Annotated in this window: 18 protein-coding genes; 15 read left to right on the plus strand and 3 right to left on the minus strand. The window is 51.7% G+C overall.

Going from position 1 to position 22,666, the window contains the following annotated elements; genetic code table 11:
• Positions 1–14 precede the first annotated feature (14 nt).
• From R70723_RS14675 to R70723_RS14690, 4 genes are all read left to right on the plus strand, one after another.
• Positions 15–1,049: a Gfo/Idh/MocA family protein gene (locus tag R70723_RS14675; RefSeq protein ID WP_039873011.1), complete on the plus strand. Its 1,035-nt coding sequence runs from the start codon at positions 15–17 to the stop codon at positions 1,047–1,049.
• 80 nt (positions 1,050–1,129) lie between these two features.
• A complete protein-coding gene (gene msrA / locus R70723_RS14680) occupies positions 1,130–1,642 on the plus strand; it encodes a peptide-methionine (S)-S-oxide reductase MsrA (protein WP_039873012.1) in 513 nt (170 codons plus the stop codon).
• 239 nt (positions 1,643–1,881) lie between these two features.
• Positions 1,882–3,240: a glycoside hydrolase family 64 protein gene (locus R70723_RS14685; protein WP_039873013.1), complete on the plus strand. Its 1,359-nt coding sequence runs from the start codon at positions 1,882–1,884 to the stop codon at positions 3,238–3,240.
• A gap of 76 nt (positions 3,241–3,316) precedes the next feature.
• Positions 3,317–3,742 (plus strand): MaoC family dehydratase, encoded by a 426-nt coding sequence (locus R70723_RS14690; protein WP_039873014.1) that lies wholly within the window; start codon positions 3,317–3,319, stop codon positions 3,740–3,742.
• 73 nt (positions 3,743–3,815) lie between these two features.
• Here R70723_RS14690 and R70723_RS14695 read toward each other — a convergent pair whose 3' ends face one another.
• Positions 3,816–4,262 carry a GNAT family N-acetyltransferase gene (locus tag R70723_RS14695; protein WP_039873015.1) on the minus strand — a complete coding sequence of 149 codons (447 nt, stop codon included), beginning with the start codon at positions 4,260–4,262 and terminating at the stop codon, positions 3,816–3,818.
• Between the two features lie 341 nt (positions 4,263–4,603).
• Between R70723_RS14695 and R70723_RS14700 the strand changes: the two genes are divergently transcribed.
• Both R70723_RS14700 and R70723_RS14705 read left to right on the plus strand, forming a co-directional pair.
• On the plus strand, positions 4,604–5,347 hold the full coding sequence (locus tag R70723_RS14700) for a response regulator transcription factor (RefSeq protein WP_047171130.1): 744 nt from the start codon (positions 4,604–4,606) through the stop codon (positions 5,345–5,347).
• Positions 5,344–6,756 (plus strand): sensor histidine kinase, encoded by a 1,413-nt coding sequence (locus R70723_RS14705; protein ID WP_039873016.1) that lies wholly within the window; start codon positions 5,344–5,346, stop codon positions 6,754–6,756. The genes R70723_RS14700 and R70723_RS14705 overlap by 4 nt, the downstream gene beginning before the upstream one ends.
• Positions 6,757–6,849: 93 nt before the next feature.
• Here R70723_RS14705 and R70723_RS14710 read toward each other — a convergent pair whose 3' ends face one another.
• Positions 6,850–7,335, minus strand: a complete 486-nt coding sequence (locus R70723_RS14710; RefSeq protein ID WP_039873017.1) for a DUF6803 family protein — start codon at positions 7,333–7,335, stop codon at positions 6,850–6,852.
• 146 nt (positions 7,336–7,481) lie between these two features.
• On the opposite strand from R70723_RS14710, the gene R70723_RS14715 reads away from it, so the two are divergent.
• The 6 genes from R70723_RS14715 to R70723_RS14740 all read left to right on the plus strand — a co-directional run bounded on the left by R70723_RS14715 (position 7,482) and on the right by R70723_RS14740 (position 18,285).
• A complete protein-coding gene (locus R70723_RS14715; protein ID WP_039873018.1) occupies positions 7,482–8,156 on the plus strand; it encodes an HAD family hydrolase in 675 nt (224 codons plus the stop codon).
• 439 nt (positions 8,157–8,595) lie between these two features.
• Positions 8,596–10,509: a threonine--tRNA ligase gene (thrS, locus tag R70723_RS14720; protein ID WP_039873019.1), complete on the plus strand. Its 1,914-nt coding sequence runs from the start codon at positions 8,596–8,598 to the stop codon at positions 10,507–10,509.
• A 186-nt stretch (positions 10,510–10,695) separates the two neighbouring features.
• Positions 10,696–11,292: a GNAT family N-acetyltransferase gene (locus R70723_RS14725; protein ID WP_144026922.1), complete on the plus strand. Its 597-nt coding sequence runs from the start codon at positions 10,696–10,698 to the stop codon at positions 11,290–11,292.
• Between the two features lie 246 nt (positions 11,293–11,538).
• Entirely contained in the window at positions 11,539–13,047 is a 1,509-nt protein-coding gene (locus R70723_RS14730) for a hypothetical protein (RefSeq protein ID WP_039873020.1), read from the plus strand.
• An 11-nt stretch (positions 13,048–13,058) separates the two neighbouring features.
• Positions 13,059–13,817 (plus strand): DUF6063 family protein, encoded by a 759-nt coding sequence (locus R70723_RS14735; RefSeq protein WP_039873021.1) that lies wholly within the window; start codon positions 13,059–13,061, stop codon positions 13,815–13,817.
• Complete coding sequence (locus tag R70723_RS14740) at positions 13,804–18,285, plus strand: coiled-coil domain-containing protein (protein ID WP_039873022.1); 4,482 nt, start codon at positions 13,804–13,806, stop codon at positions 18,283–18,285. The genes R70723_RS14735 and R70723_RS14740 overlap by 14 nt, the downstream gene beginning before the upstream one ends.
• Positions 18,286–18,375: 90 nt before the next feature.
• On the opposite strand, the gene R70723_RS33410 is transcribed toward R70723_RS14740, so the two are convergent.
• Positions 18,376–18,540, minus strand: coding sequence for a hypothetical protein (locus tag R70723_RS33410; RefSeq protein WP_156123815.1), 165 nt, complete (start codon positions 18,538–18,540; stop codon positions 18,376–18,378).
• A 206-nt stretch (positions 18,541–18,746) separates the two neighbouring features.
• Between R70723_RS33410 and R70723_RS32085 the strand changes: the two genes are divergently transcribed.
• The 3 genes from R70723_RS32085 to R70723_RS14755 all read left to right on the plus strand — a co-directional run bounded on the left by R70723_RS32085 (position 18,747) and on the right by R70723_RS14755 (position 22,663).
• Complete coding sequence (locus tag R70723_RS32085) at positions 18,747–20,321, plus strand: TPM domain-containing protein (RefSeq protein ID WP_052421320.1); 1,575 nt, start codon at positions 18,747–18,749, stop codon at positions 20,319–20,321.
• A gap of 178 nt (positions 20,322–20,499) precedes the next feature.
• A complete protein-coding gene (locus R70723_RS14750) occupies positions 20,500–21,645 on the plus strand; it encodes a phosphodiester glycosidase family protein (RefSeq protein WP_039873023.1) in 1,146 nt (381 codons plus the stop codon).
• Between the two features lie 85 nt (positions 21,646–21,730).
• Positions 21,731–22,663, plus strand: a complete 933-nt coding sequence (locus tag R70723_RS14755) for a LysR family transcriptional regulator (protein ID WP_039873024.1) — start codon at positions 21,731–21,733, stop codon at positions 22,661–22,663.
• The last annotated feature ends 3 nt before the right edge of the window (positions 22,664–22,666 follow it).

Genomic DNA, 22,666 nt, shown 5'->3' on the forward strand with positions numbered 1-22,666 from the left:
CGGATGGTGTTATCATGACTGCATTCGGAGCAGCAATTATAGGCTGCGGGGCAATAGCTCCGCTTCATGCCAATGCAATTGCTTCAATGGAATGGGCAAGGCTGGTCGCGGCAGCGGATCCTGATGCCGGGCAGGCTTCAGCCTTTGGCACATTATACGGCTGCGGGACGGTGCCGGACTATCATGAGCTTTTGGAGCGGAAGGATATTGATGTCGTTCATTTGTGTACACCTCATTTTCTGCATGCGCAGATGGCGATCGACTGTCTGAATGCCGGCAAGCATGTCCTGACCGAAAAACCGCTCGCAACAGATGTGCCCTCTGCCCGTAGGATCATTGAAGCAGCTGACCGGAGTAAAGGACAGTTAGGCGTTGTATTCCAGAACCGTTATAATGAACCCTCACAGAGGATCAGGCGAATTATAGACAGCGGAGAGCTTGGACAGCTGGTCTGCATGAAGGCGGTAGTGACCTGGCACCGGAGTGAGCAGTATTACACAGAAAGCGGCTGGCGCGGCAAATGGGCTACCGAAGGCGGCGGGGTGCTGATCAACCAGACTATTCATACACTGGATCTGCTGCAGTGGTTCGGCGGCGAAATTGCATCCGTCAAAGGCAAGGTGAGCACAGATGTGCTGGATGACGTGATCGAGGTTGAAGACAGCGCACATGCCTGTATTACTTTTGCCGATGGGGTCAGAGGGCTTTTCTATGGTACAAATGCTTATCCGGTGAACTCGCCTGTTGAGCTGGAGCTGGTATTCGAACGGGGGACACTGCTGCAGCGTCGCGATTGTCTATACCTGTGGAAGGACGGCCGCGAACAGCTGCTGTGTGAACCCGGTACCGTTACGAACGGCGGCAAATCTTACTGGGGCACAGGCCATCAATGGCTGATCCAAGATTTCTACAGGTATCTTAATGATAAGCGCAAGTTCTGGCTAGACGGACGGGAAGGAATCAAGGCACTGGAGGTTATTGCAGCTATTTACCGTTCATCAGGCGGCGAAACAGCTCCTGTCCCTGCCGGTACTCTTCGCTCAAATTGACTTTGCGGGAAAATAGCCTTATCTTCATAACATGCGCTTTTATGATCCGCAGATGAGAGATAGGGAGAGGGAATGTAAGAATGGAACAGGCAATGTTTGCAGGGGGCTGCTTCTGGTGCATGGTTACTCCGTTTGAGGAGCTGCCGGGCATTCACGGAATCGTATCAGGCTATGCCGGAGGTACGGTGGAGAATCCGACCTACGAGCAGGTTAAGACAGGAATAACCGGACATTATGAGGTTGTACAGATTACCTTTGATCCGCAGCTTTTCCCGTACGAGCGTCTGCTGGAGCTGTTCTGGCCGCAGATTGATCCTACGGATGACGGCGGGCAGTTTCAGGACCGGGGAAGCCAGTACCGGACAGCTGTATTCTACTATAACGACAGCCAGCGTCAGGCGGCAGAGGCCTCCAAGGAGCAGGTTGCGTTAAGCGGGAGATTTGAGGGACCGGTCGTAACTGAAATATTGCCGGCGCCGGTCTTCTACCGGGCTGAAGAATATCATCAGGATTATCATAAAAAGAATCCCAAGCACTATAAAGAGGACCGCGAGCAGTCCGGACGTGATACGTTTATTTCAAAGCACTGGTAATGTTCTGATACTGCGAAGCCTTATTTCTCCTGACTGCTGGAGAAATAAGGCTTTTTGGTTTTTTTGCAGCAAACCGTCAGACAGCAAGCGGAACAAAAACGTTTCACCCCAAATTTTGGGTGCTAAAACCGAAAATCTGCGCCTATAAAACAGGCCTGACCAAGCTTATAATCAGTGTTGAAAACGCAACCATAACTGGTGCGTGATTGATTTTAAACCATTAAATGGAGGAAATTGCGATGAGAAAAAAATGGTCCATGCTAACGCTCGCGCTTGTGCTCCTGCTTTCCTGCCTGCCGATGTTCGGTTCCAAAGCTGCTGCAGCCGACTACACCCAAGGGGTCAGCCTCTCGGGAACGACGGCAACGATCTGGTTCAAATCAAGTGTCAGTACCTCATGGGCAGATGTTCACTACAAGGTCAACAACGGCACACAGCTTAATTACCGGATGACGTATAACAGCAGCACCGCCCGCTATGAGCAGGCTGTAACCGGTGTGTCCGCCGGTACCGCAGTCAGCTATTTTTTCACATACAACAATGGCACTCCGGCATACGATACAGGCTGGTTTACCTGGACGGCCTCAGGCACCACACCAACCACACCGCCCGCTTCTTCGAACTCCATTTACTCCATAGCTGCATCCTCCATACCCACTGCCCCGAACGGTTCCATGTCACTCAAAGTGATGAACGGAACGGGCGGCGCTTACCCCGACAGCCAGATTTACTGGGGAGTCATCGGCATTAATCCGGCCAATGGCAAGTGGAGCTATCTCGATCTTAGCGGCAATCTGCTGCCCATTTCTAATGCGCTTAATGATGCTTCCGGGCACCTGACCAAAAATGGGGTTAATTATGCCAATATTTATCACACCGTCAGCCAGGCCTCCTGGGTCAATCTGCCGAAAATCACCTCCGGACGGATGTTCCTCAGTGTCGGCACCCCGCTCTATATCAAAACCTATGATGACGGCTTTGCCGGTCCGGATATCAACAATCCGACTGATCCGAACCGCAATATCTACTTTGATTTCATAGAGTTTACCGTTGATGCAACCGGCTACCATGGCAACACTACCCGCGTGGATGCCTTTGGATTCCCGATCCAGCACCGGCTGGTCAATATGAGCGGCTCCTTCGACCAGACTGTCGGTGAACTGGAGTCGGAGACACGGGCTGGAATCTTTACGAAATATCAAAATGAAGTGCCGGCGGCCTTTAAACCGCTTGCTACCCTGCAGGCTCCATACCGGATTGTAGCGCCGATTTACGGGTCTTTTGCAGCCGGTGGCGCGAACGCCAATTATTTTGCCGGATATTCCAGCTACAGCACCCAGGACATTCTCCGCTGTGACGGTGCCCTCACTGATGCCGCTACCGCTGCTGCGATCAACCGCCATGTCTATACCACCAGCAACTGGAACAACGTAGCGAATTACTATAATGCGGCTCCAGCCAACTATTATGCGAAATTCTGGCATGATCACAGCATTAACGGCCTGGCTTACGGCTTCCCGTACGATGATGTCAACGGCCAGGCGGCATACCTGGAGATCGGCAATCCCAAAGGGCTGATTATCCGCGTAGCCTGGTAAGCCTGCGACTCTCTTGATTCATTCTATCACCTTGATCTAATATAGTTACATACACAGACAACCAAGAGGTGGAAGAATGAAGTTTCATGAATTTAGTGCCGGCCAGACCTTTAGAACGAAATCATTAAGCATAACTCCTGAGAATGTAAAAAGCTTTGCCGCCGAATTTGATCCGCAGTATATGCATCTGGACGAGGAACGGGCGAAGCAGGGGAGATTCGGCGGAATCATCGCATCGGGCATTCAGACCCTGGCCGTTTCCTTCAAGCTCTGGGTCGAAACCGGCAGCTATGGTGAGGATATTGTAGCCGGGACAGCGATGAATAACATCCGGTTTATCAAGCCCGTGCTGCCGGGAGATGAATTATATTGCATTGTGGAAGTAATAGATTTGGCCGAAAAGAAGAATGATACAGGACTTGTGACGGTAAAGCTGTCAACGTTCAATCAGACGGAGACAAAGGTGTTTGAGGGTGAGCTGACGGTGCTGGTGCGGAAGTAGATGAATATCTAAAATCGTAAAACGACAGTCCGGATCTTTAGAATCCGGGCTGCCGTTTTTGTACTAAAACATATTAATCTATCAGTAGCAGACGTATGATTTCACCGTCTATCACTTCTTCACTGGCTTTTTTAAATCCGAGAGATTCGTACAGCCTGCCTGCAGCCAGATTGTCCGGCCGGTGTCCTATCATGATCCTGGTACAATTGGACTTGCTCATCAATTGAATCAAAGCGAGCATTGCCGCTTTGCCAAAACCTTTGCCCTGATGTTGTTCGCCGATCATGACAGCGGGAATCCAGCAGTTCCCGTCCTGATCGGGAGTGATACAAAACACGAGGAATCCGACCAAAATCTCATCCGAATAAATAGCACGCAGTTCAAAATCTTCAGCATACTTCGATTCTGCGATCCAATAAACCACAGGTGCGGGAAAGACGTTCATCTGCTCGGGTCTAACTTTAAGCTTGGTGCATGCATACCAGTTATCAGCTGTTAACGGTTTTAATTCAATGTTCATCGACTTTCCTCCCGAATTTAAAATTCGCAGAGGAATGCTACCTCTGCGATTACTGTGTGATCTTCCTCAAAACAATAATTTTAAACCGGATATTTTTCATACCACACCACTCCTCTCGATAAATAAACCTCTTGTATAGGTAATTCGCTTTTTATCTGAAACCTCCTTTTGAATTTATTTCATCTCCACATTCTTTCCACACAATTATAGGCTAAATTGACGATATGCTGGAGATCTCCGCCGCTTCCGGTGAAAATCTGTACTCCGACCTTTAAAGCATTTATAAAGCTGGCAGCAGTTACGCTGCCGGCTTGTGCTTTTATTAAGTATAATTAAAAGAAATGTGTAGCTTAATACAATCCCAAAGGGTGATTAGCTTGACGAAGCCACAGGTGCTGATCGTTGACGATGAATGGAATATGCGGAATCTGCTGCGGATTTATTTGCGCAGGGAGGGCTTTGCTACAGAGGAGGCAGCCACAGGACATGAGGCGTTGTTGAAGATCGCTCAACAGCCGTTCGGTTTAGTGCTGCTGGATGTTATGATGCCTGATATGGACGGCTGGCAGGTCTGCAAGGCGGTCCGGGCGCACAGTGATGTGCCTATTATTATGCTTACGGCACGTTCAGAGACAAGGGATAAAGTGCTCGGCCTGGGAATCGGTGCAGATGATTATCTGTCCAAGCCGTTTGAGCCGGAGGAGCTGCTGGCCCGGATTCAATCCCTGCTGCGGCGTTCGTCGCTTACACGTCAAGCCCTGCCGCAGAAGGAGATTCTTGCCTTTTCTGGGCTGAGAATTTATCCTGATTCCCGCGAGGTGGAGATTATGGGGGAGAAGATTGTATTTACCCTGAAGGAATTCGATCTGCTGGCCACACTTGCGCGCGGAGGACAGCGCGTATACACCAGAGAAGAGCTTGTTGAGCAGCTGTGGGGAAATGAATACGGCGGCGAAACCCGGGTAGTGGATACTCATGTCAAGAATATCCGGGAGAAGCTGCAGAAGGCAGGGCTCCGCTATAATCCGGTGCAGACGGTATGGGGGCTTGGCTATAAATTTCAGGCTCCGGAGCATACAGAATGAGCGGCAACCGGATTGGCTTCAAGCTTGGCATGGCGATTATGTCTGTCTTTCTGGTGGTTCTTCTCTCACTCGGTGTGATCATCGACAAGATGTTCAGCAGCTTTTATTACAGGGAAATGCGGACAGAAGCCGAAGAGCTGGCATCCCATTTCACAGCCATGGCTGAATCAGGTGATACGGCCAATGAGCCGATGATGGGGTCTTTTGCCGAGTTTACAGATGTTAGTATCTTTAATATTTCCCGAGACGGCGCTGTAAAGCTGCACTCAGGCGTACATGACTCTGCTGACCGTTCGTTTATTCATGCCGGAGATCTTGACCAGATTTTTGCCGGCAGGGACCTGAGCTTTGTGTACACTGATCCCGGCGGTCATCGTTATTTCATTACAGCACAGCCGATTGAAGAAGGAAACGGCATTGCTTCGGCACTCTATGTCATGTCTTCTACGGAGAGTATGGAGCAGTCCCTGGCGGATGTACGTGATATTTTGCTGCTCTCGGGTATCATTGCCTTTGCGCTGGCGCTGCTGATTACGCTGATTATTGCAAGGATATTATCACGTCCCCTGATCCAAATGCAGAAGGCTACCCGAAAAATAGCGGCGGGGGAGCTGGAGACGAGGTTGATGATCAGCAGTAATGATGAAATCGGGACTTTGGCTGGAGCAATCAATGATCTGGCTGTAGATCTGCAGCGGTTCAGGGATACCCGTCAGGAGTTTCTTGCCAACATATCGCATGAATTGCGCACACCGGTCACCTATCTGCAGGGCTATGCCAAGGTCCTGAAAGAAGGGCTGTACGAGACTATGGAGGAGCAAAAGCTGTATTTGGATATCATTGATCAGGAGGCGCACCGGATCCAGCATCTGGTGGATGATTTGTTCGAGCTGGCCAAAATGGAAGAGGGTCAGATTCCGCTTCATATCGAGCTGGTGGATTTTTCCGGGATAACCGGACAAGCGGTTCGTAAGCTGGAGCTTACAGCCAGAGATAAAGGAATCAGGCTCCTTTTTAACATAAGCGGAGAGGCGGTTCCTATACCCGGAGATGCGAAGCGGCTGGAACAGATTGTAATGAACCTGCTTGAAAATGCTGTGCGTTACACTGATGAGGGAGAAGTCCGGGTCCTGCTGCAGTACACTGAGGCTCAAGTAAGGTTCACTGTGGAGGATACAGGGATTGGCATTCCTGAGGAGGAGCTGCCTTTTATATTTGAGCGGTTCTACCGGGTTGAGAAGTCACGCTCGCGGCAGTACGGGGGAACCGGACTTGGTTTGTCCATTGTGCACAAGCTGGCGGGGTTACTGGGAGGGGCTGTTAAAATAACCAGCAAGCCGGGAGAAGGCACGAGGTGCGAGCTTGTATTCAGTAGCACGAAAGAGGCAGATACCGGCGCAGCCTTTTAAGCTTAATACACATGTTGTTGATTAGCCTATCCATATACAGTATAAAAAAGCAGAGCCTGCCCAGTACACGGACGCTCTGCTTCTTTATCGTTATTAGTGATTCATCCCGGCCATCCCGCCCATTATTTCCGGATTAATCATTCCGAAGATCATCGCAATATGCGCAACCACCAGAAAACCGCTGACCAGCAGGAAATGCAGCTTCAGCTTCTCTTCTTCCGGACGTTTACGGGCGATCAGGCCGAGATCGAGCAGCGCCAGCGGCAGCAGGAACAGTACGCCGCTCAGGTAAAAGCCTACGGCAACAACGTCGACCCAGGTATGCCATTCACCGTTCACTGTTAGCGGTATAAACGCCGTAGGGAACAAATACAGAAAGATACCGGTAAAATAGAAGCCGGCGAGTATACTGCATACCCGGTTGAAGGCTCTCAGCGGTCCGTTAAGTTTTTTGGTGAAAAGAATAAAGAACTCGGTGACTGTAATCGTCTCTGCAAAAATAACGGGAATCGCCATAAAAAGTATCAGGTTCCATGGCTGATTGTCCGCCAGCAGCGACATGTAGTGTGTCATTGTCATGTTACATCCTCCAATAGCAAAATAACTTACTCTGAAATAGTAATAGATAAGTGTGTGGAAAGTATGTAGAAACAGGGGTATGATGGAACAAGCTGTGCGGTTAGGCACCGGTGAATAACAATACATATTGCGGGAGGAGCTGCAAGATGAATGGAGAGCTGAAGCATATTTTATTTGATTTGGACGGTACACTGACTGATCCGAAAGAGGGGATTACCCGGTGTGTGGAATATGCACTGAACAAGTTCGGAATAACGGTGGAGCACCTGGACCTGCTGCTGCCGTATATCGGGCCGCCGCTCTATGATTCTTTTGTGCAGATTCAGGGCTTACCCGCGGAGGATGCAGCACAGGCCGTGGTGCATTACCGTGAACGCTACAGTACAGTGGGGATGTTCGAGAATGCTGTCATTCCGGGGATTCCCGGGCTGCTGGAGGCTCTGCGAGCCAAGGGATACACCTTGTATGTGGCTACGTCTAAGCCTACCGTGTTCGCAGAACAGATTATCAGGCATTACGGGCTGGAGAGGTATTTCCGTCATGTAGCCGGCAGCAATCTGGATGGTACCCGCTCCAAAAAGGCCGAGGTGATCCGGTATGTGCTGGAGCAGGGTGGAATAACACCTGGGGAGGCAGTAATGATCGGCGACCGGGAGCATGATATTATCGGGGCAAAAGCCTGTGGTGTAGCCTCCATCGGCGTACTGATCGGCTATGGTTCGGAATCGGAATTGTCCGCCAGCGGCGCGGATTATATAGCAGCAACCGTTGAGGAAATCGGACAGATTGTTACACGGATCAGTGTAGCAGCTGCTGGTTAACCTTAACCGGGCGGTTGAATTGTTTTTCACATTGGCTCTTGACTTTTAAGATTGTCATTGAGTAATATGTAACCATCAACATCAAGCAACATCATAACCAAGGCATTGACCAAAGACAGGATATCCTCCAAGGACTGACCAGAGAGAGAAGTGAGTGGTGAGAGCTTCTTACAGAGACCGGCCGGATGTTACCCCTTTGCAGCCGTGGCACTGAACCCTCCCTGCTGTCAGGGCGGCTGTAAATGCCACCGACTTATCCCCGATACCGGATACCATGAGGATTATGCGACTTAGCTTCCGCCTGACAGCAGGGGGTTGTTACAGTGCAGGTCAAACTAGGGTGGAACCACGAGCTTAAGCGCACTCGTCCCTTTTCGGGAGAGATGCGTTTTTTTGCGTTCAAATGTTCAATTACCTTGAAGTGACGGAGGCTATAATCATGGAGATCAAAGTAACACTGCCGGATGGACAAATAAAGGGGTATTCGTATAACACTGATATTAGTGCAGTAGCGGAATCGATAAGTTCCAGCCTGAAGAAAAATGCAGTAGCAGGAAAAGTAGACGGCAAGCTGGTAGACCTGCATCATCGTCTTGAAAAAGACTGCCGGGTTGAGATTGTGACACTGGACAGCAAAGAAGGTCATGACGTACACCGGCACAGCACTGCACATCTGATGGCACAGGCCATTAAACGCATATACGGCGGCACAAAGGTGAAGCTGGGCATCGGTCCGGTCATAGAAGACGGGTTCTACTACGATGTGGATATCGAGCAGCCGTTGTCGGTCGAGGATCTGGCAGCAATTGAGCGGGAAATGAATGCCATTGTTAAGGAAAATCTGCCTATTGTCCGCCGGGAAGTCAGCCGCGATGAGGCGGTTAGCCTGTTCGCAGACCTGGAGGAGCCGCTTAAGCTGGAGCTGATCCGTGATCTGCCGGAGGACGCTGTCATCAGTATTTATGATCAGGGGGAATTCTCCGATCTGTGCCGGGGGCCGCATCTGGCTTCAACTGGCCAAATCAAGGTGTTCAAGCTCATGAGCGTGGCCGGAGCCTACTGGCGCGGAGATTCGAATAATAAGATGCTGCAGCGGATTTATGGTGTGGCTTTCCTGAAAAAAGCCCAGCTCGATGAGCATCTGCATATGCTCGAGGAAGCCAAGAAACGGGATCACCGCAAGCTCGGCAAGGAACTGGAGCTGTTCATGTTCTCCGAGGAATCACCGGGCATGCCATTCTATCTGCCTAAAGGGATGATTATCCGCACAGAGCTGGAGGATTTCAGCCGCGGACTGCAGCGCGAGCGGGATTACAGTGAGGTCCGTACACCGCTGATGATGAACAACCGGCTGTGGGAGCAATCCGGACACTATGACCACTACAAGGACGATATGTATTTCACTCAGGCGGACGAAGCAAAGTTTGCACTGAAGCCGATGAACTGTCCCGGGCATATGCTGATCTTCAAAAATAACCTGCACTCGTACCGGGAGCTGCCGATCCGACTGGCTGAATTCGGGCAGGTGCACCGCAACGAGTCCTCCGGCTCGCTGAACGGGATGATGCGTGTCCGCACTTTTTGCCAGGATGATGCCCACCTGTTCGTGCTGCCGGAGCAAATCGAAGCAGAAATCGGGCAGGTGCTGGACTTAATCGACCATATTTATAATGTGTTTGGCTTTGAATACAAGGTGGAGCTGTCCACTCGTCCGGCGGATTATATGGGTGAGGAGTCACTCTGGGATCAGGCGGAGGCTGCGCTGGAAAAGGTGCTGCAAAACCGCGGCCTGCCGTACCGGATCAATGCGGGAGACGGCGCTTTTTACGGGCCGAAGATTGACTTCCACATCCTCGACGCGCTAAAACGGAGCTGGCAGTGCGGCACAGTGCAGCTGGATTTCCAGATGCCGCAAAAATTCGACCTGACTTATGTCGGCGAAGACGGCCAGAAGCACCGTCCGGTAGTCATTCACCGCGCGGTATACGGGTCGATCGACCGTTTTATCGGGATTCTGACAGAGCATTTCAGCGGCGCTTTTCCGGTATGGCTGTCTCCGGTCCAGGTGAAGCTGCTTCCAGTATCGGTGAATCATGCGGACTATGCCTTCGAGGTGAAGCAGGCGCTGGCCGCTGCCGGAATCCGGGTTGAGGCGGATGTGCGTAATGAGAAGCTAGGCCTGAAGATCCGGGAAGCCCAGCTGGAAAAGGTGCCTTATATGCTCGTGCTTGGTGACAATGAGCGTAATTCCGGCACAATCTCTGTGCGGAAGCGGGACGGCGGAGATGCCGGTCCGATGAGCATAGATGAGCTGGCCCGGCTGATTGCCGCTGAGATTGCCGGGCGGAAATAAAAAGTTTCTTCATTAATATGCAGCAGCTCCGTTTTTACACAAACGGGGCTGTTTTTTTATCAAAACCATACAGACAGAGGACAGGCGGATCGTTTACAATCTAGGGGTAGCTGATCTTTTAAGAGGAGATCGGCGTTTAGTTGTGCAGCGTGCTTTGAACTCATCCGCATTTTAGGAGGCAATTGTGTGATCTCGGAGAACATCAGACCATTAAACGGTACGTACATTCAAATGGTTCCCATGGAGGCAGCGCATACGGCGGAGCTTACAGCAATTCTAAGCAACCCGCAAATCTGGGAATTTACCTGGAGAAAAATCACCTCCGCCGCACAGATAGAGCAGCTTATCGATACGGCGCTTACGAACAAAGACAGGGGTCACGATCTGCCGTTTGTTATGCTGGACCGTTCTACCGGACGAATTGCCGGGACCTCGCGGATTATGCATATTGACCATGCCCACCGCAACGCGGAAATCGGCTGTACCTGGATCGCCCCTGAATACTGGAGAACACCGGTAAATACAGAAGGAAAGGCACTGCTGCTGCAGCACTGCTTCGAGGAGCTTGGACTGATCCGGGTGAATTTTACAATTGTCTGCGGTAACCTGAGGTCACAAAGAGCGATCGAACGCATAGGTGCCACAAAAGAAGGTATCCTCCGCAAGCACCGGATCAGCTCCGATGGCAATGTTGTCGATAATGTGCTGTACAGCATCATTGATGAGGAGTGGTCGGGGGTAAAGGCGAATTTACGGTATCTTTTGCAGGAGAAATATATCTAAAGCTATTAATCCAGTGTTGATAGCAACGGGCTCTGCTTCCAGCGGAGTCCTTTTTAACGTTATAGCGGAATCCTCCACAAGGATCATAGCCAACTCTTTATTTCATTGCTATAATAGAAACATATATTCGTAAGGAAAATGTTAGTTATCTGTGATTGCTAACCCATATTTCCCTATCAGGGGCTGATATGGGTTATGTTATTTTGTCTTAAATTTCGAACTGATGGCGGGGTTGGCTTATACATTATGAACTGGTCAGATTTTGGGGAACGGAACAAGCGGCTTAATCCGCTGTGGAGCCTTGGTGCGGGCATGAATCTCGGTGAGCTACAGCCGTACAAGGAGATGATCGCGCTCAGTGTGCTCCTTCAGGTCTATTATCTGGAGCTGGAATCGAACGAGCAGCGGTCCAAGGAGGATATTGTCGGTCTGGCCTGGAGCTCGCTGGAGCGCTTTAAGATCACCGGGCTGGGAACCGCAGAATCGGTGGAACGGCTGGTGGACGGATTGCTGTGGAGCGGCAACGGCGGTGATTTTGAGGCGGTATATTACGATGATCACACGCAGCAGATGACCATGCAGAAATATAAATATTTTACCGTGGATGAGGATGCCACACGCAGCAGCTGGGAAGAGAGTGGAACCACAATCTACCGGCTTTCCGAGCATGCGATGGAGCTGATCTTCATGAGCCATGAGATTATTGAGGAGTTCCAGATCAGCATCAAGCTGCTGGAGATTCAGATGCACATCAAGCATGGCCGGGTTACGCGGGCGCTGCAGGATGTGAACGAGCTGATCTCCCGGGTGCGCAAAATGACCCAGCAGCAGCAGGAATACCGCAACGCTCTGCGCCGTAATCCGAAGCATATGTTCAGCGAATACGGCGTGATGCGCCATCAGCGGCTGGAGGAGATTCACCAGCAGTTTGACGAGGAACGCAGGCACTTTGATAGCATTCACCGCTCGCTGGCGCGACTGGCCAATGATGAAAAGGATCTGATCGATTTCAACGAGCTCCGGCTGCTGTCTGAACGGGTGGAGCTGTCGCGGAAGGTGCATGATGAGCTGGCCGAGGTGGTGCTGGGCATTTTTGAAGCGGAAACGAATCTGCGGCTGAACTTCCCTGAGCTGTTCTGGGGGGCGGTCGGCTTTAACTTCCGGACCAATGTATGGGAGGAATGGGTAAAAAGTGACGGGCTTCCCTCCGGGGACAGTCTTGAGCTGCTTGTAGGCGGCTTGTTCGCACCTCAGCAGGACTTCATTTATCCGCTTGCCTGGGCATGGGAGGAGCAGGAGACCGGATTTTTGCCGGAAGAATGGCTGGAGGAGCCGGAGGATGCCGGGGAAGAACCGGAAGAGACCTATATTCCAAAAACGATACCCTGGCCGGAGATTGCCGGGCTGTGGCACCCCGTATTTGCGGGGCTTGCAGCCGAGGGCAGGTTCACCTTTACTGTAGAGGCTTTTACTGAAGAAGAAAAGCTTGGCTGGACGAATAACCCGAATGCGGTTGATTTATGGGCGCAGTTTTTCCATGCTGAAGTGAAGGTACAGGAGTCAGGTGCAGAGAGTCCTGCCGGAACGGACGAATGCCAGAGGCTTATTCAATATCTGCTGGACAGTCACCCTGAACTTGAGGTTTTGCGGGGCAAGGTGCTAAGAACAAAAATTACCGGTACCGGGCAGCAGCCGGCAGTCAGATGGCCGGGGCTTGAGATGAGTCCATACACTATTATTATAGAGGAAAGATGAGTGGTCCGAACATGAGTTATACATTGGAACAACTGCAGCAGGCGTCACGGCTGTTCTTTGACCTGCTGCGTCGGAAAGTCATTTCGCTGGATGATCCGGCTGCTGCAGAGTGTCTGCAGGACACTGGCGCTTATGATGCGTTGCAATATCTGGCCAAAGAAGGAGGCTGCCGGATCATGAACACCGGTCACCGCCTGCATCTGCTGGTTAATCCGTTAGGGTCGGGCTTTGCGTCCAACTTCACCCAGCTGAAGAGTAAATATTCACGGATTGAGCGCAAGACGCATTTACATATCATCAACGTCATCATCCTTGTGTTTTTGGCTGAAATGGATCAGGATGAGCAGCATTTTAAACCCGGGCAGGATAGTATGTCTTATATTCAGCTGGCTGATCAGGTGTCGGCTGTTTTGAAGGCCTGGTATGAAATGGATGAAGAGGGCAGGTTCAGCAAGCAGTGGCGGCTCGATATTCAGGCGATGTACAAGGTGTGGGCCAGCCTGTATATGCAGACCAAAAGCCAGGAGGATACTGACACGCTGTCCAGAGGCTCCAATTCCCGGATCGGGCTGATCCATGAAGGGATGAAGCTGCTGGAGGACGAGCATCTGGTGTTCATTTCGGAGAATGAAAAACGGATTTTCCCGCGGGAGGAACTGTATGAGCGGATGCGCTACCTGTATCACGATGTAGAACGCTACAAAGAGCTGAAGGCGCTCATCGGCAGCACACTGGCGGAGAAGGAGGGGGACGCCCATGCCGCGCATTGAACGGATCCGGATCGCCGGACTGAAATATGAGAAAATGCTCAAGAAATACGATGATATGGTGCTTGACCTGTGCAACGAAGAAGGACCGGCGAATACCCTGATTACCCTGATGAACGGCGGGGGAAAAGGGGTGCTGCTCCAGTCGATTTTTCAGCTGCTGATTCCGAAGACTTCATGGGGGAAGGACAATGAGAATCAGGTTGAGGCTTTTTTCCATAATCACAAAAAACAGCTGAAGCCGTATACCTTCCACGTCGCGATTGAATGGAAGCTGGACTCCGGTAACCGTGATGAATACATTACCACCGGGATTGCCATGACAGCGCATAGCTCGGCGGATCAGCTTGAGATCAAGGTCGATTATCTGCTGTATACACTGACCGAATACGATGAGCATGCGGATATTACGTTATCTACGCTGCCTCTCTACAATGCTGAGGAGGGCGGTCCGGCAAGCTTTGAGGCGATTCAGCAGTTTGTACGGGAACGGCGCAACGAGATCATATACTATGGAAGCAGCCAAGCGGAGCTGAAGAAATATTATGCGTTCCTGGCCGGACGGGATATCCACATCGGCGAATGGCGCAATATGAAGAAGATTAACGGTGAAGAGGGCGGAATCAAGGGCTATTTTCAGAAAAATGATGCCTTTACGAACCACAATCTGTTCGAAAAGCTTATTATACCGGAGATCGGCTCCAGCCTGAATGACGGGGCACGCGAGGAGGATGGTTCACTTCAGCGGATGTTCACCGATACGGCAACGGTTGCCCAGCGGCTTCCGATGCTGGAGCAGCGGGAGAAGGCTTTTGCCGAGTTCACGGCGCTTGCTGCTCCGCTGCATGAGCTGGTCAAGCAGGGTGCAGAAGCGGAGCGGAGCTTTCAGGAGACGGAGCTGCTCGGCCGGCAGATTTATACGGTCATTTATGACGAGCTAAGATCAGCCGAAGACAACCGGGGAAGACAAGCAGACGAGCTGGTCCGGCTGCAGTCTGAGGCGCGGCAGCTGCGCTTTGAGGCGGATAACCTCAGCTATCTGCGCGGCAAAGAGGAGCATGATCAGAAGCAGGAAGAGTTCAAGGCCATCAGCGATAATCAGGGGCGGGCGCGTTCACGGCTTGATGAGTCCAAAGAGCAGGAGAAACGCCTGGAAGTAGCGCAATATCTGGCCAAACGCCAGGTGCATAAGCGTGAAGTCGCCCAATGGCAGAAGGAAATTGAAGCGATCGAAGGCTCGCTTGAAATGAAGGAGCGCCAGGAGGTTATCCAGAGTGCCAAGGAGGAGCTGCGCCTGCAGTGGGATCAGGTCTACCGGCTGTGGCAGCAGCAGCTTTCCGGCTTCGCAGGACGCCAGCAGGGACTTTCAGCTGAAGAAGCAGGGCTGCGTAAAGAACGGGAGAGCTATGTTCTGGAGCTGGGCGGACTGGAAAGCCGGATTAATGAGCTTACCGGCTCCATTCGTCAGTTCACCGAGGAAGCAGGCGTGTTCGCTTCCCGGCATGGACAGGAAGCTGCAAGTGCGCCTGGGCCTGCGCTGCAGCGGACACTGCTGGCCGCCAATACTATAACGGATTCAATTGCGGAACGCACTGCTCTGCGTAGTCAGGGGGAAGCGCGTAAGCTTAGCCTGCGCACGAACCTGGCGGAGCTTCAGGCTAAGCTGGCCGCTGAACGGCGCCAAACGGGCGGGCTGCATAATCAGCTGGAAGCGCAAATGGGCCGGGAATCGCAGCTGTGGTCACAGCTTGTTGTGCTGCTTGAGCTGTACGAAGAGCATCAGGTGCTGGGGGCAACCGCGCTGTTTGAAGCAAAAGCCCTGATTCAGGAGCGGTTCATCCGCAGATTGGATGATACAGAGCAGCAGACCAAGCGTCTGCGCAGAGAGTATTATCACCAGCAGCTGGACGTAGAGCTGCAGCAGGAACCCTATTGGCTGCCTAATGCAGATGTGCTTACCGTCAAGGACAGGCTGGATGGTCTCAAGATCAGCTCCATGTCCGGGAGCTCCTACCTGAATGACCTTAGTTATCTGCAGCGAGAGGAAGAGCTTGGACGTCATCCGCTGCTCCCATACGGTCTGATTGTTACACAGCGCGAAGCGGACAAAATCCCGGAGGATGCATTGAAGAATGTGATCCTTAAATCGGCTGTGCCGGTCTTTATCCGCGAGGAAATGGGAGGAGCAGCAGCCGTGGAGCCGTTCCTCCTGCTGGCGAATCAGGGGCCGCAGATGGTTCTGCAGCCGGAGCAGTTCAACGACTGGAAGCGGGGAATCGCCTCCCGGCTAAAGGAGCAGGAGGAAGAGCTTCAGGACGCGGAAAATTATCTGTCCAAGCTGAAAACAGCCCGTCAGGAGTTTGAGCGGCTGTTCCAGGGCGAGCATACGGTAAGCTTGAAAGCCAAGCTTCTTGAGCTGGAGCTGGTTGTGAAAGAGCTGGATACAGCGGTTGCCGGTCTAAAGACAGAGATCAGTGATAATGAAGAGCTGCTTGCTTCTATTCAGAAGGAGCTTAATGAATACGAGCAGGAGAAGACCGGACTGGAGCAAAGAGCCCAGGCCCTGCGGCTGTGGGAAGAACGGACCCGGAAGCAGGAGCAGGATTACAAGGATAAGCAGAGAGCGGTGGACCGCAGACAGGCGCTGGTTAAGGAAATCTCAGTAAAAGACCAGGGACTGGTTCAGCTAAAGACGGAGATGGAGAATGCGGCACTGCTGCGGGAGCAGTGGATCGGTGACACCCGCTATTCGCTGTTCCCAAGGCTGCAGAGCTGGTTCCCGGAGCTTGTTTTCCCGAATGACCGTCAAATTGAAATTCTGGAAGAGGAAGAGCTGAACCCTGATGCACAGAATACAATGCTGCAGCTGCTTAGTACAGTGGAGAGCCTGCAGCAATCTCTGACTCATAATGAGCTGGAAATCCGCACACGGCAGGGTAACATTAAGCGTGCAGGTGAACAGCTGAGAGAGCTTGAAGCTGCTGTCTATCAGGTCGACCGTGACTGGCAAAAAGCGCCTGAGCCGCAGGATACACCTGAAGCAATAACGGCAGCCCGGGCGCGGCAGAAGAATGAGACGGTATATCTCGAGGAGGATTACCAGAGCGTACGCGAATCCTACATCCGCTGCCAGACGATTCTTGAGAATCTGCAGAAGGATCTGCGCAAAACCGAAAAGTCTATCAAAGAGAAACATGAACGGCCTGTGGAATTATGGACTGACGTACTCTCTGTCAAAGAGCAGGAGATTACGGAGGATGCCCGTGAGAATGAGCGGCAGTTAAGCCTATGTAAACAACGGCTCACTGCTGTGGATCAACGGCTCCAAATGCTGGGCAATCAGAGACAGATTCTGGACACTCATGTGGAGGGCCGCGTTCAGCTCCGTGATATACCGGAGGAAGTACAGCTTCAGGTGCGCGAAAGCTGTGAGCATATGGTTGCTGACTGGCTGCTGCAGAGTAAAGAAAGCCGTGCACAGAGGGCTGAGCTTACCCGTAAAGTAAAAGAAGAGAAAAACAACTTGAGCGGCAAGCTGGCCAAGTGCGGCTGGAGCAATGAGCTGGAGACCAAAATCCAGGAGCGGCTGAACACCGTTCACTGGGAGGACTTCTTTATTGCAGGGCAGGTGCTGGATTCAATGCTGCAGAGCTCGCGCGATCAGATTGAGAGCATCCGCAGCGATAAGGAGAGCATGGAGCTCTCACGCAAGCTGTGGGTCGGACGTGCGGCCAAGCGGGTCGTACAGATTACGGATATACTCAAGCGCATGGAGCGGCGGATGATTATTCACAACGAGAACGGTCATGCTTTTCCGCTGGTGAAGCTGAATTATAAGCATATTACCGTGCCCAAGACGACAGATGACATTGAGCCGCTGGTCAGCGACTATTTCAACCGCTGCATCAGCAGTCTGCTGGAGAAATATCCGAAGATCGAGCAGGTGCCGGCGGCAGCGGTTAAGGAGCTGATCAATGACGGTAAACTCGTGTACGCTGCTATGCAGAACCGCTTCCCTGTGCTTCAGGTATACAAGCCAGTAACGGAGAATTATTTCCTGTATGCGGCACCTGAGGAGTTCCACTATTCCGATTGGGAAGTCATCAACCGCGGTGCACTTGACGAAGCAGTCGGCAGCGGCGGTCAGCGCCAGTCGGTACAGCTGCTTGTGGCGATGATGATCATGACCCATAAGCGGGTTAACCGTGAGAACAAGGGCTGGACCGTCTTCCTCTATGACAACCCGTTCGGGGAGATGGTGTCCAACAACGTGCTTGATCCCGTCTTTGAGATTTCTAAGGCTCTAAGGTTCCAGTGGCTGATCGTGACGCCGCCGGAGCTGGTAAAGAATGATGTCAGTGTGCGGTTCGGCGTATATTGGCAGCTGTATTTCGGCGGAGACAAAGGTGAAATGCTTGAGTCAACGCTGATAAAAGGCGGACGTAAAATGATCCCGGCGTCATTATTCTAGTTTTAGCTTAAAAAGGACCCGTCTGGCAGATGCCGGGCGGGTTTGTTTTGAGTTAGGGTGAGGCAAATCAAAGGCAAAAGTGCCTTTGATTCAGGCGCGCGCAGCTGAATGTGCGAAATCAAAGGCAAAAGTGCCTTTGATTCCGGCCTGCGCCGCTAAATGAGCCAAATCAAAGGCAAAAGTGCCTTTGAATCCGGCCCGCGGGGCTGAATGAGGCAAATCAAAGGCAAAAATGCCTTTGATTCTGGCCCTCACGGCCTCCTAATAGCCTAAAGTAGTATCCCGGCTATTACCTACTATATTTATTCTTATTATGATTAATATTAGTAATGAGTAATAGAATACAGCATATAATTAGTAGCAGATAGTCTCGCAGAATTCAACAGCCCTATAGAAAATTTTAACAATGACCGCTAGCAAAGCCGATATTAAAACTAGAACAGACAAGCAGGGGGATTTATATGAAGCACAAAGGGATCATAGTTACGCTGGTTGCGATGCTGCTCAGTGTTATGCTGCTGCAGCCGGAGGTAAGCTGGGCCAAGCCGGCGGTGCCGGAGCATACGGATGCTTTTTATGTGAATGACTTTGCCGGGGTTATTGACCTGAAAGCAGAGAATTATATGGTCAACTACGGCGTTAAGCTGCATCAGGAGACGGGAGCGCAGGTGGTGCTGGTTACGGTAGAATCCACCGGCGGAGCTGCAATGGAGGAGTACGCGAAGACGCTGTTTAACAGCTGGGGAATCGGTGAGGCAGATAAGGATAACGGTGTGCTGCTGCTGCTCTCTGTTAAGGACGATGATTACTGGGTGCTGCAGGGTGACGGCTTAAAAAGCTCACTCCCCGACAGTACGCTGTCGCAGATTCTCGCCGAGTCACTGGAGCCGGATTTTGCCCGGAAGGAATATACAGCCGGAGCCCGCAAAACCTACGGTGCATTGATTGAAAGCCTGGGCGGGGTCTGGACGGAGCCGCTCGGCACGCGGAATTTTGTAGCCGACAATGCCGGTGTGCTTCCGCAGGTTACCAGACTTTATCTTAACCAGTCCAGCAACCGCTACAAAACAACGACCGGCAGCGGCATTTATTTCGTAACGGTTAAAAATTCCGGCAGCAAAACGCTGCAGGATTATACCTACGCCAAGTACGCCTCGGTAGGTGCAGGTCCCAGGGATGTCATGCTGGTGCTCGATATTGAAGGCGACAATTATCATGTGCTGCAAGGCAAAGAGGTAGATACTACTCTGACGAATGAAGTGATCGGAGAGATACTGAACAATGCGTTAGAGCCTCAATTTGCAGCAAAAAAATATGCGGCAGGAGTTACAGCAGCGGCAAATGAAATGTTCAGCTTCTTTTTGGCCAGAGCGGATTATAGTCCGGCAGCCATAGCACCTCAGGAAGCATCTGGTACAGTAGCCGCCGGAGTTTCAGGAGCTGTTACGGATACAGCTAAAGCTCCAGAGTCCGGTGAAGCCCCCGTAACGGTCACGGAGCCCATTTCCAGAGGCAAAGGCTTTGCGGTAATAGGCATTTTCCTGGGCATTGCTGGCCTGATCAGCCTGGCTGCCTCACGCCGGAACAGTCATATTGCCCGCTACGGTGTGCCGATTAATCCGTACAGCCAGCGTAATATCCGCCGCTACGGGACATGGCACGGGCAGCCGGGATACGGCTTTGGCAGCCGCTGGTACAACCGTCGCCACCGGCCTCGCCGCAGCTTTGCCTCATCCCGCAGACCAGAACCGGCACACAGCGGGAAAAGCTTCTGGGACACTAATCACGGAGGCGGCGGGTCAAGCAGCGGAGGCGGCACAGGACGCAATTCCGGCAGCGCAAGTAATCATGGCGGCGGAGGCTACAGCAGCGGTGGCGGAAGCGGACGGCATTCTTCACGAAGCGGTAACGAAGGAAGGTCTTCCAGCTCCTCCTCCTCATCAAGCTCTACCTCCTCTTCAAGCTCTTCAAGCAGAGGATCATCCGGTGGCGGTGGCAATGCGAGCAGCGGAGGCGGAGTCGGCAGACACGGCTAATCAGAAGATAAAATCCTGTTTTGGAAGCTCTCTTAACAAGGGGGCTTTCTTTTTGTTACAAATTATGGTTTTTTATATGAAAATACTGAAACCTTTACTTTCAGAAGATCGTCTATCATGGGAGAATACGAGACTGCCACATTTTGTTTGATAGGCAAGACCAAGGAGGAATCCAGAAGTGAGTACTTCAGCATCGCCCCGGCGCCAAGGCGCCCAGAAGAAGAAAGCTGTCAAAAAGAAACGCAGGAAAGTAAGCTTTCTGCGTAAACTGGCCAGAGGATTTATGTTCTGCCTGCTGCTGCTGACCATCGGAATGGGGTGGCTCTATTTTGCACCCTCAGCCCTAAACTTCCGCTATCTGATAGCAGATACTTTAATTACAACACAGCACCGTTACATGGCTAAATATATTATCGGCGAGGAAGAACTGAAGAACAGGGTGGCTGAATATAACCAGCGCTTTATTCATATGGGGGACGAGGTAGATACCCATACCATTACTGCTCCTGTGACTGAAGCTGCTGCTGAAGCTGCAGAGGTGAAGGATGAGAAGCCGCTGGTGGAGATTGAACAGGTTAGCGGATCGGGCTATTCGGGTTATGTCATGACCGTCAACGATCCTACCAAAGTCCGTCTGGGCATTCCGGATAAAGCGGGCTCGGGTGAAAAGGTATCCAGTATGGTAGCTCGTACGGGAGCCATTGCCGGAGTGAACGGCGGAGGCTTCGCAGATCCGGAATGGAAGGGCAACGGATTTAAGCCGATCGGGCTGGTGATTTCCCAGGGAAAGCTTTTTTATAACGGGCTTGGCGGAAAGACGTCCACACAGATTGTGGGGATCGACAAACAGGGCAAAATGATTGCCGGAAACTATTCGCTGGAAGAGCTGGGCAAGCTCGGAGTCCAGGAGGCTGTTTCGTTTCAGCCGCGGATTATCGTGAACGGTAAAGGGCTGATCAAAAATGCGGCCGAAGGCTGGGGCATCGCCCCGAGAACGGCCATGGGCCAGCGTGCTGACGGCGCGCTGCTGTTTGTGGTAATCGACGGCAGACAGCCGGGCTACAGCATCGGTGCCAATCTGTATGATGTCCAGCAGATTATGCTCAAGCATGGCGCAGTGATTGCGGCCAACCTGGACGGCGGCTCATCCACAGTGCTGGTGAAGGACAATGAGATCGTCAACAAACCGTCCTCGCAATACGGCGAACGCTATTTGCCGACAGCCTTTCTGGTGTTCGAGCATCCGGAGCAGGTGAAGATCGATAATATCTGGGAAGGGCTTGATCCCTCACAGATCGATGCCGCTAAAAAACGGCCCCGGTAGACACCGGACCTGAATTAAAGGTATTCTACTAGTTATAAGCCAGATACGCAGAGGGCAGCAGCCTTGGGTAAGAGGAGGAACAGGTTTGACATTGCAGCAGCTCCGCTATGCCATTGAAATTGCAAACAGCGGCTCGATGAACGAAGCGGCCAAACGGCTTTTTGTGTCGCAGCCCAGTCTATCCAATGCGATTAAAGAGCTGGAGAACGAGCTGGGCATTACTATTTTTGAACGGACTAACCGGGGAATCAGCATTTCAGCCGAAGGTGTAGAGTTTCTGGGCTATGCCCGGCAGATTATCGAGCAGACCGAGTTCATGGAGAACCGGTATACGGGGAAAAAGCGCAGTCCGGTTTATTTTTCCGTGTCCACCCAGCATTATGCCTTTGTTGTGGATGCCTTTGCGCACCTGATAAAGGAACGGAAGCTGGCCGAGTACAATTTCAGTCTGAGGGAAACACAAACCTTCGACATTATTGAAGACGTGCGCACGCTGCGCAGCGAGTTAGGCATTTTGTATATCAACGAGAGCAATTATAAGGTAATGAACAAGCTGTTCAGTGACGGAAACCTCAAATTTACGCCGCTGTTCAATACCAACCCGCATGTCTATGTAAGAGCTGCCCATCCGCTCGCTGCCAAAGAGACGATTGTGCTGGAGGATATTTTGCCGTTCCCGTATATTACCTTTGAGCAGGGGGACAACAATTCATTGCATTTCTCTGAGGAGATGCTCAGCTTCACCCAGATTGAGAAAAATATCAAAGTAACAGACCGCGCAACGCTTACGAACCTGCTGCTGGGCAGTGATTCTTATACCATCGGGACCGGTATTATGGCTTCCGACCTGAACGGTGATGGAATGGTGACGATCCCGTTTGAGAGCAATGAGGTTTTTACTGTCGGCTGGATTGCCCATAAGGACCGCAGGCCGAGTGAGATAATGTCCGCCTATATCGATCTGCTGAATGATCTGGTGGCCAGCAGTTATTTTGACATGAATCAATTCTTACTATAACAG

It is taken from the genome of Paenibacillus sp. FSL R7-0273 (assembly GCF_000758625.1).
Classification (GTDB): domain Bacteria; phylum Bacillota; class Bacilli; order Paenibacillales; family Paenibacillaceae; genus Paenibacillus_AQ.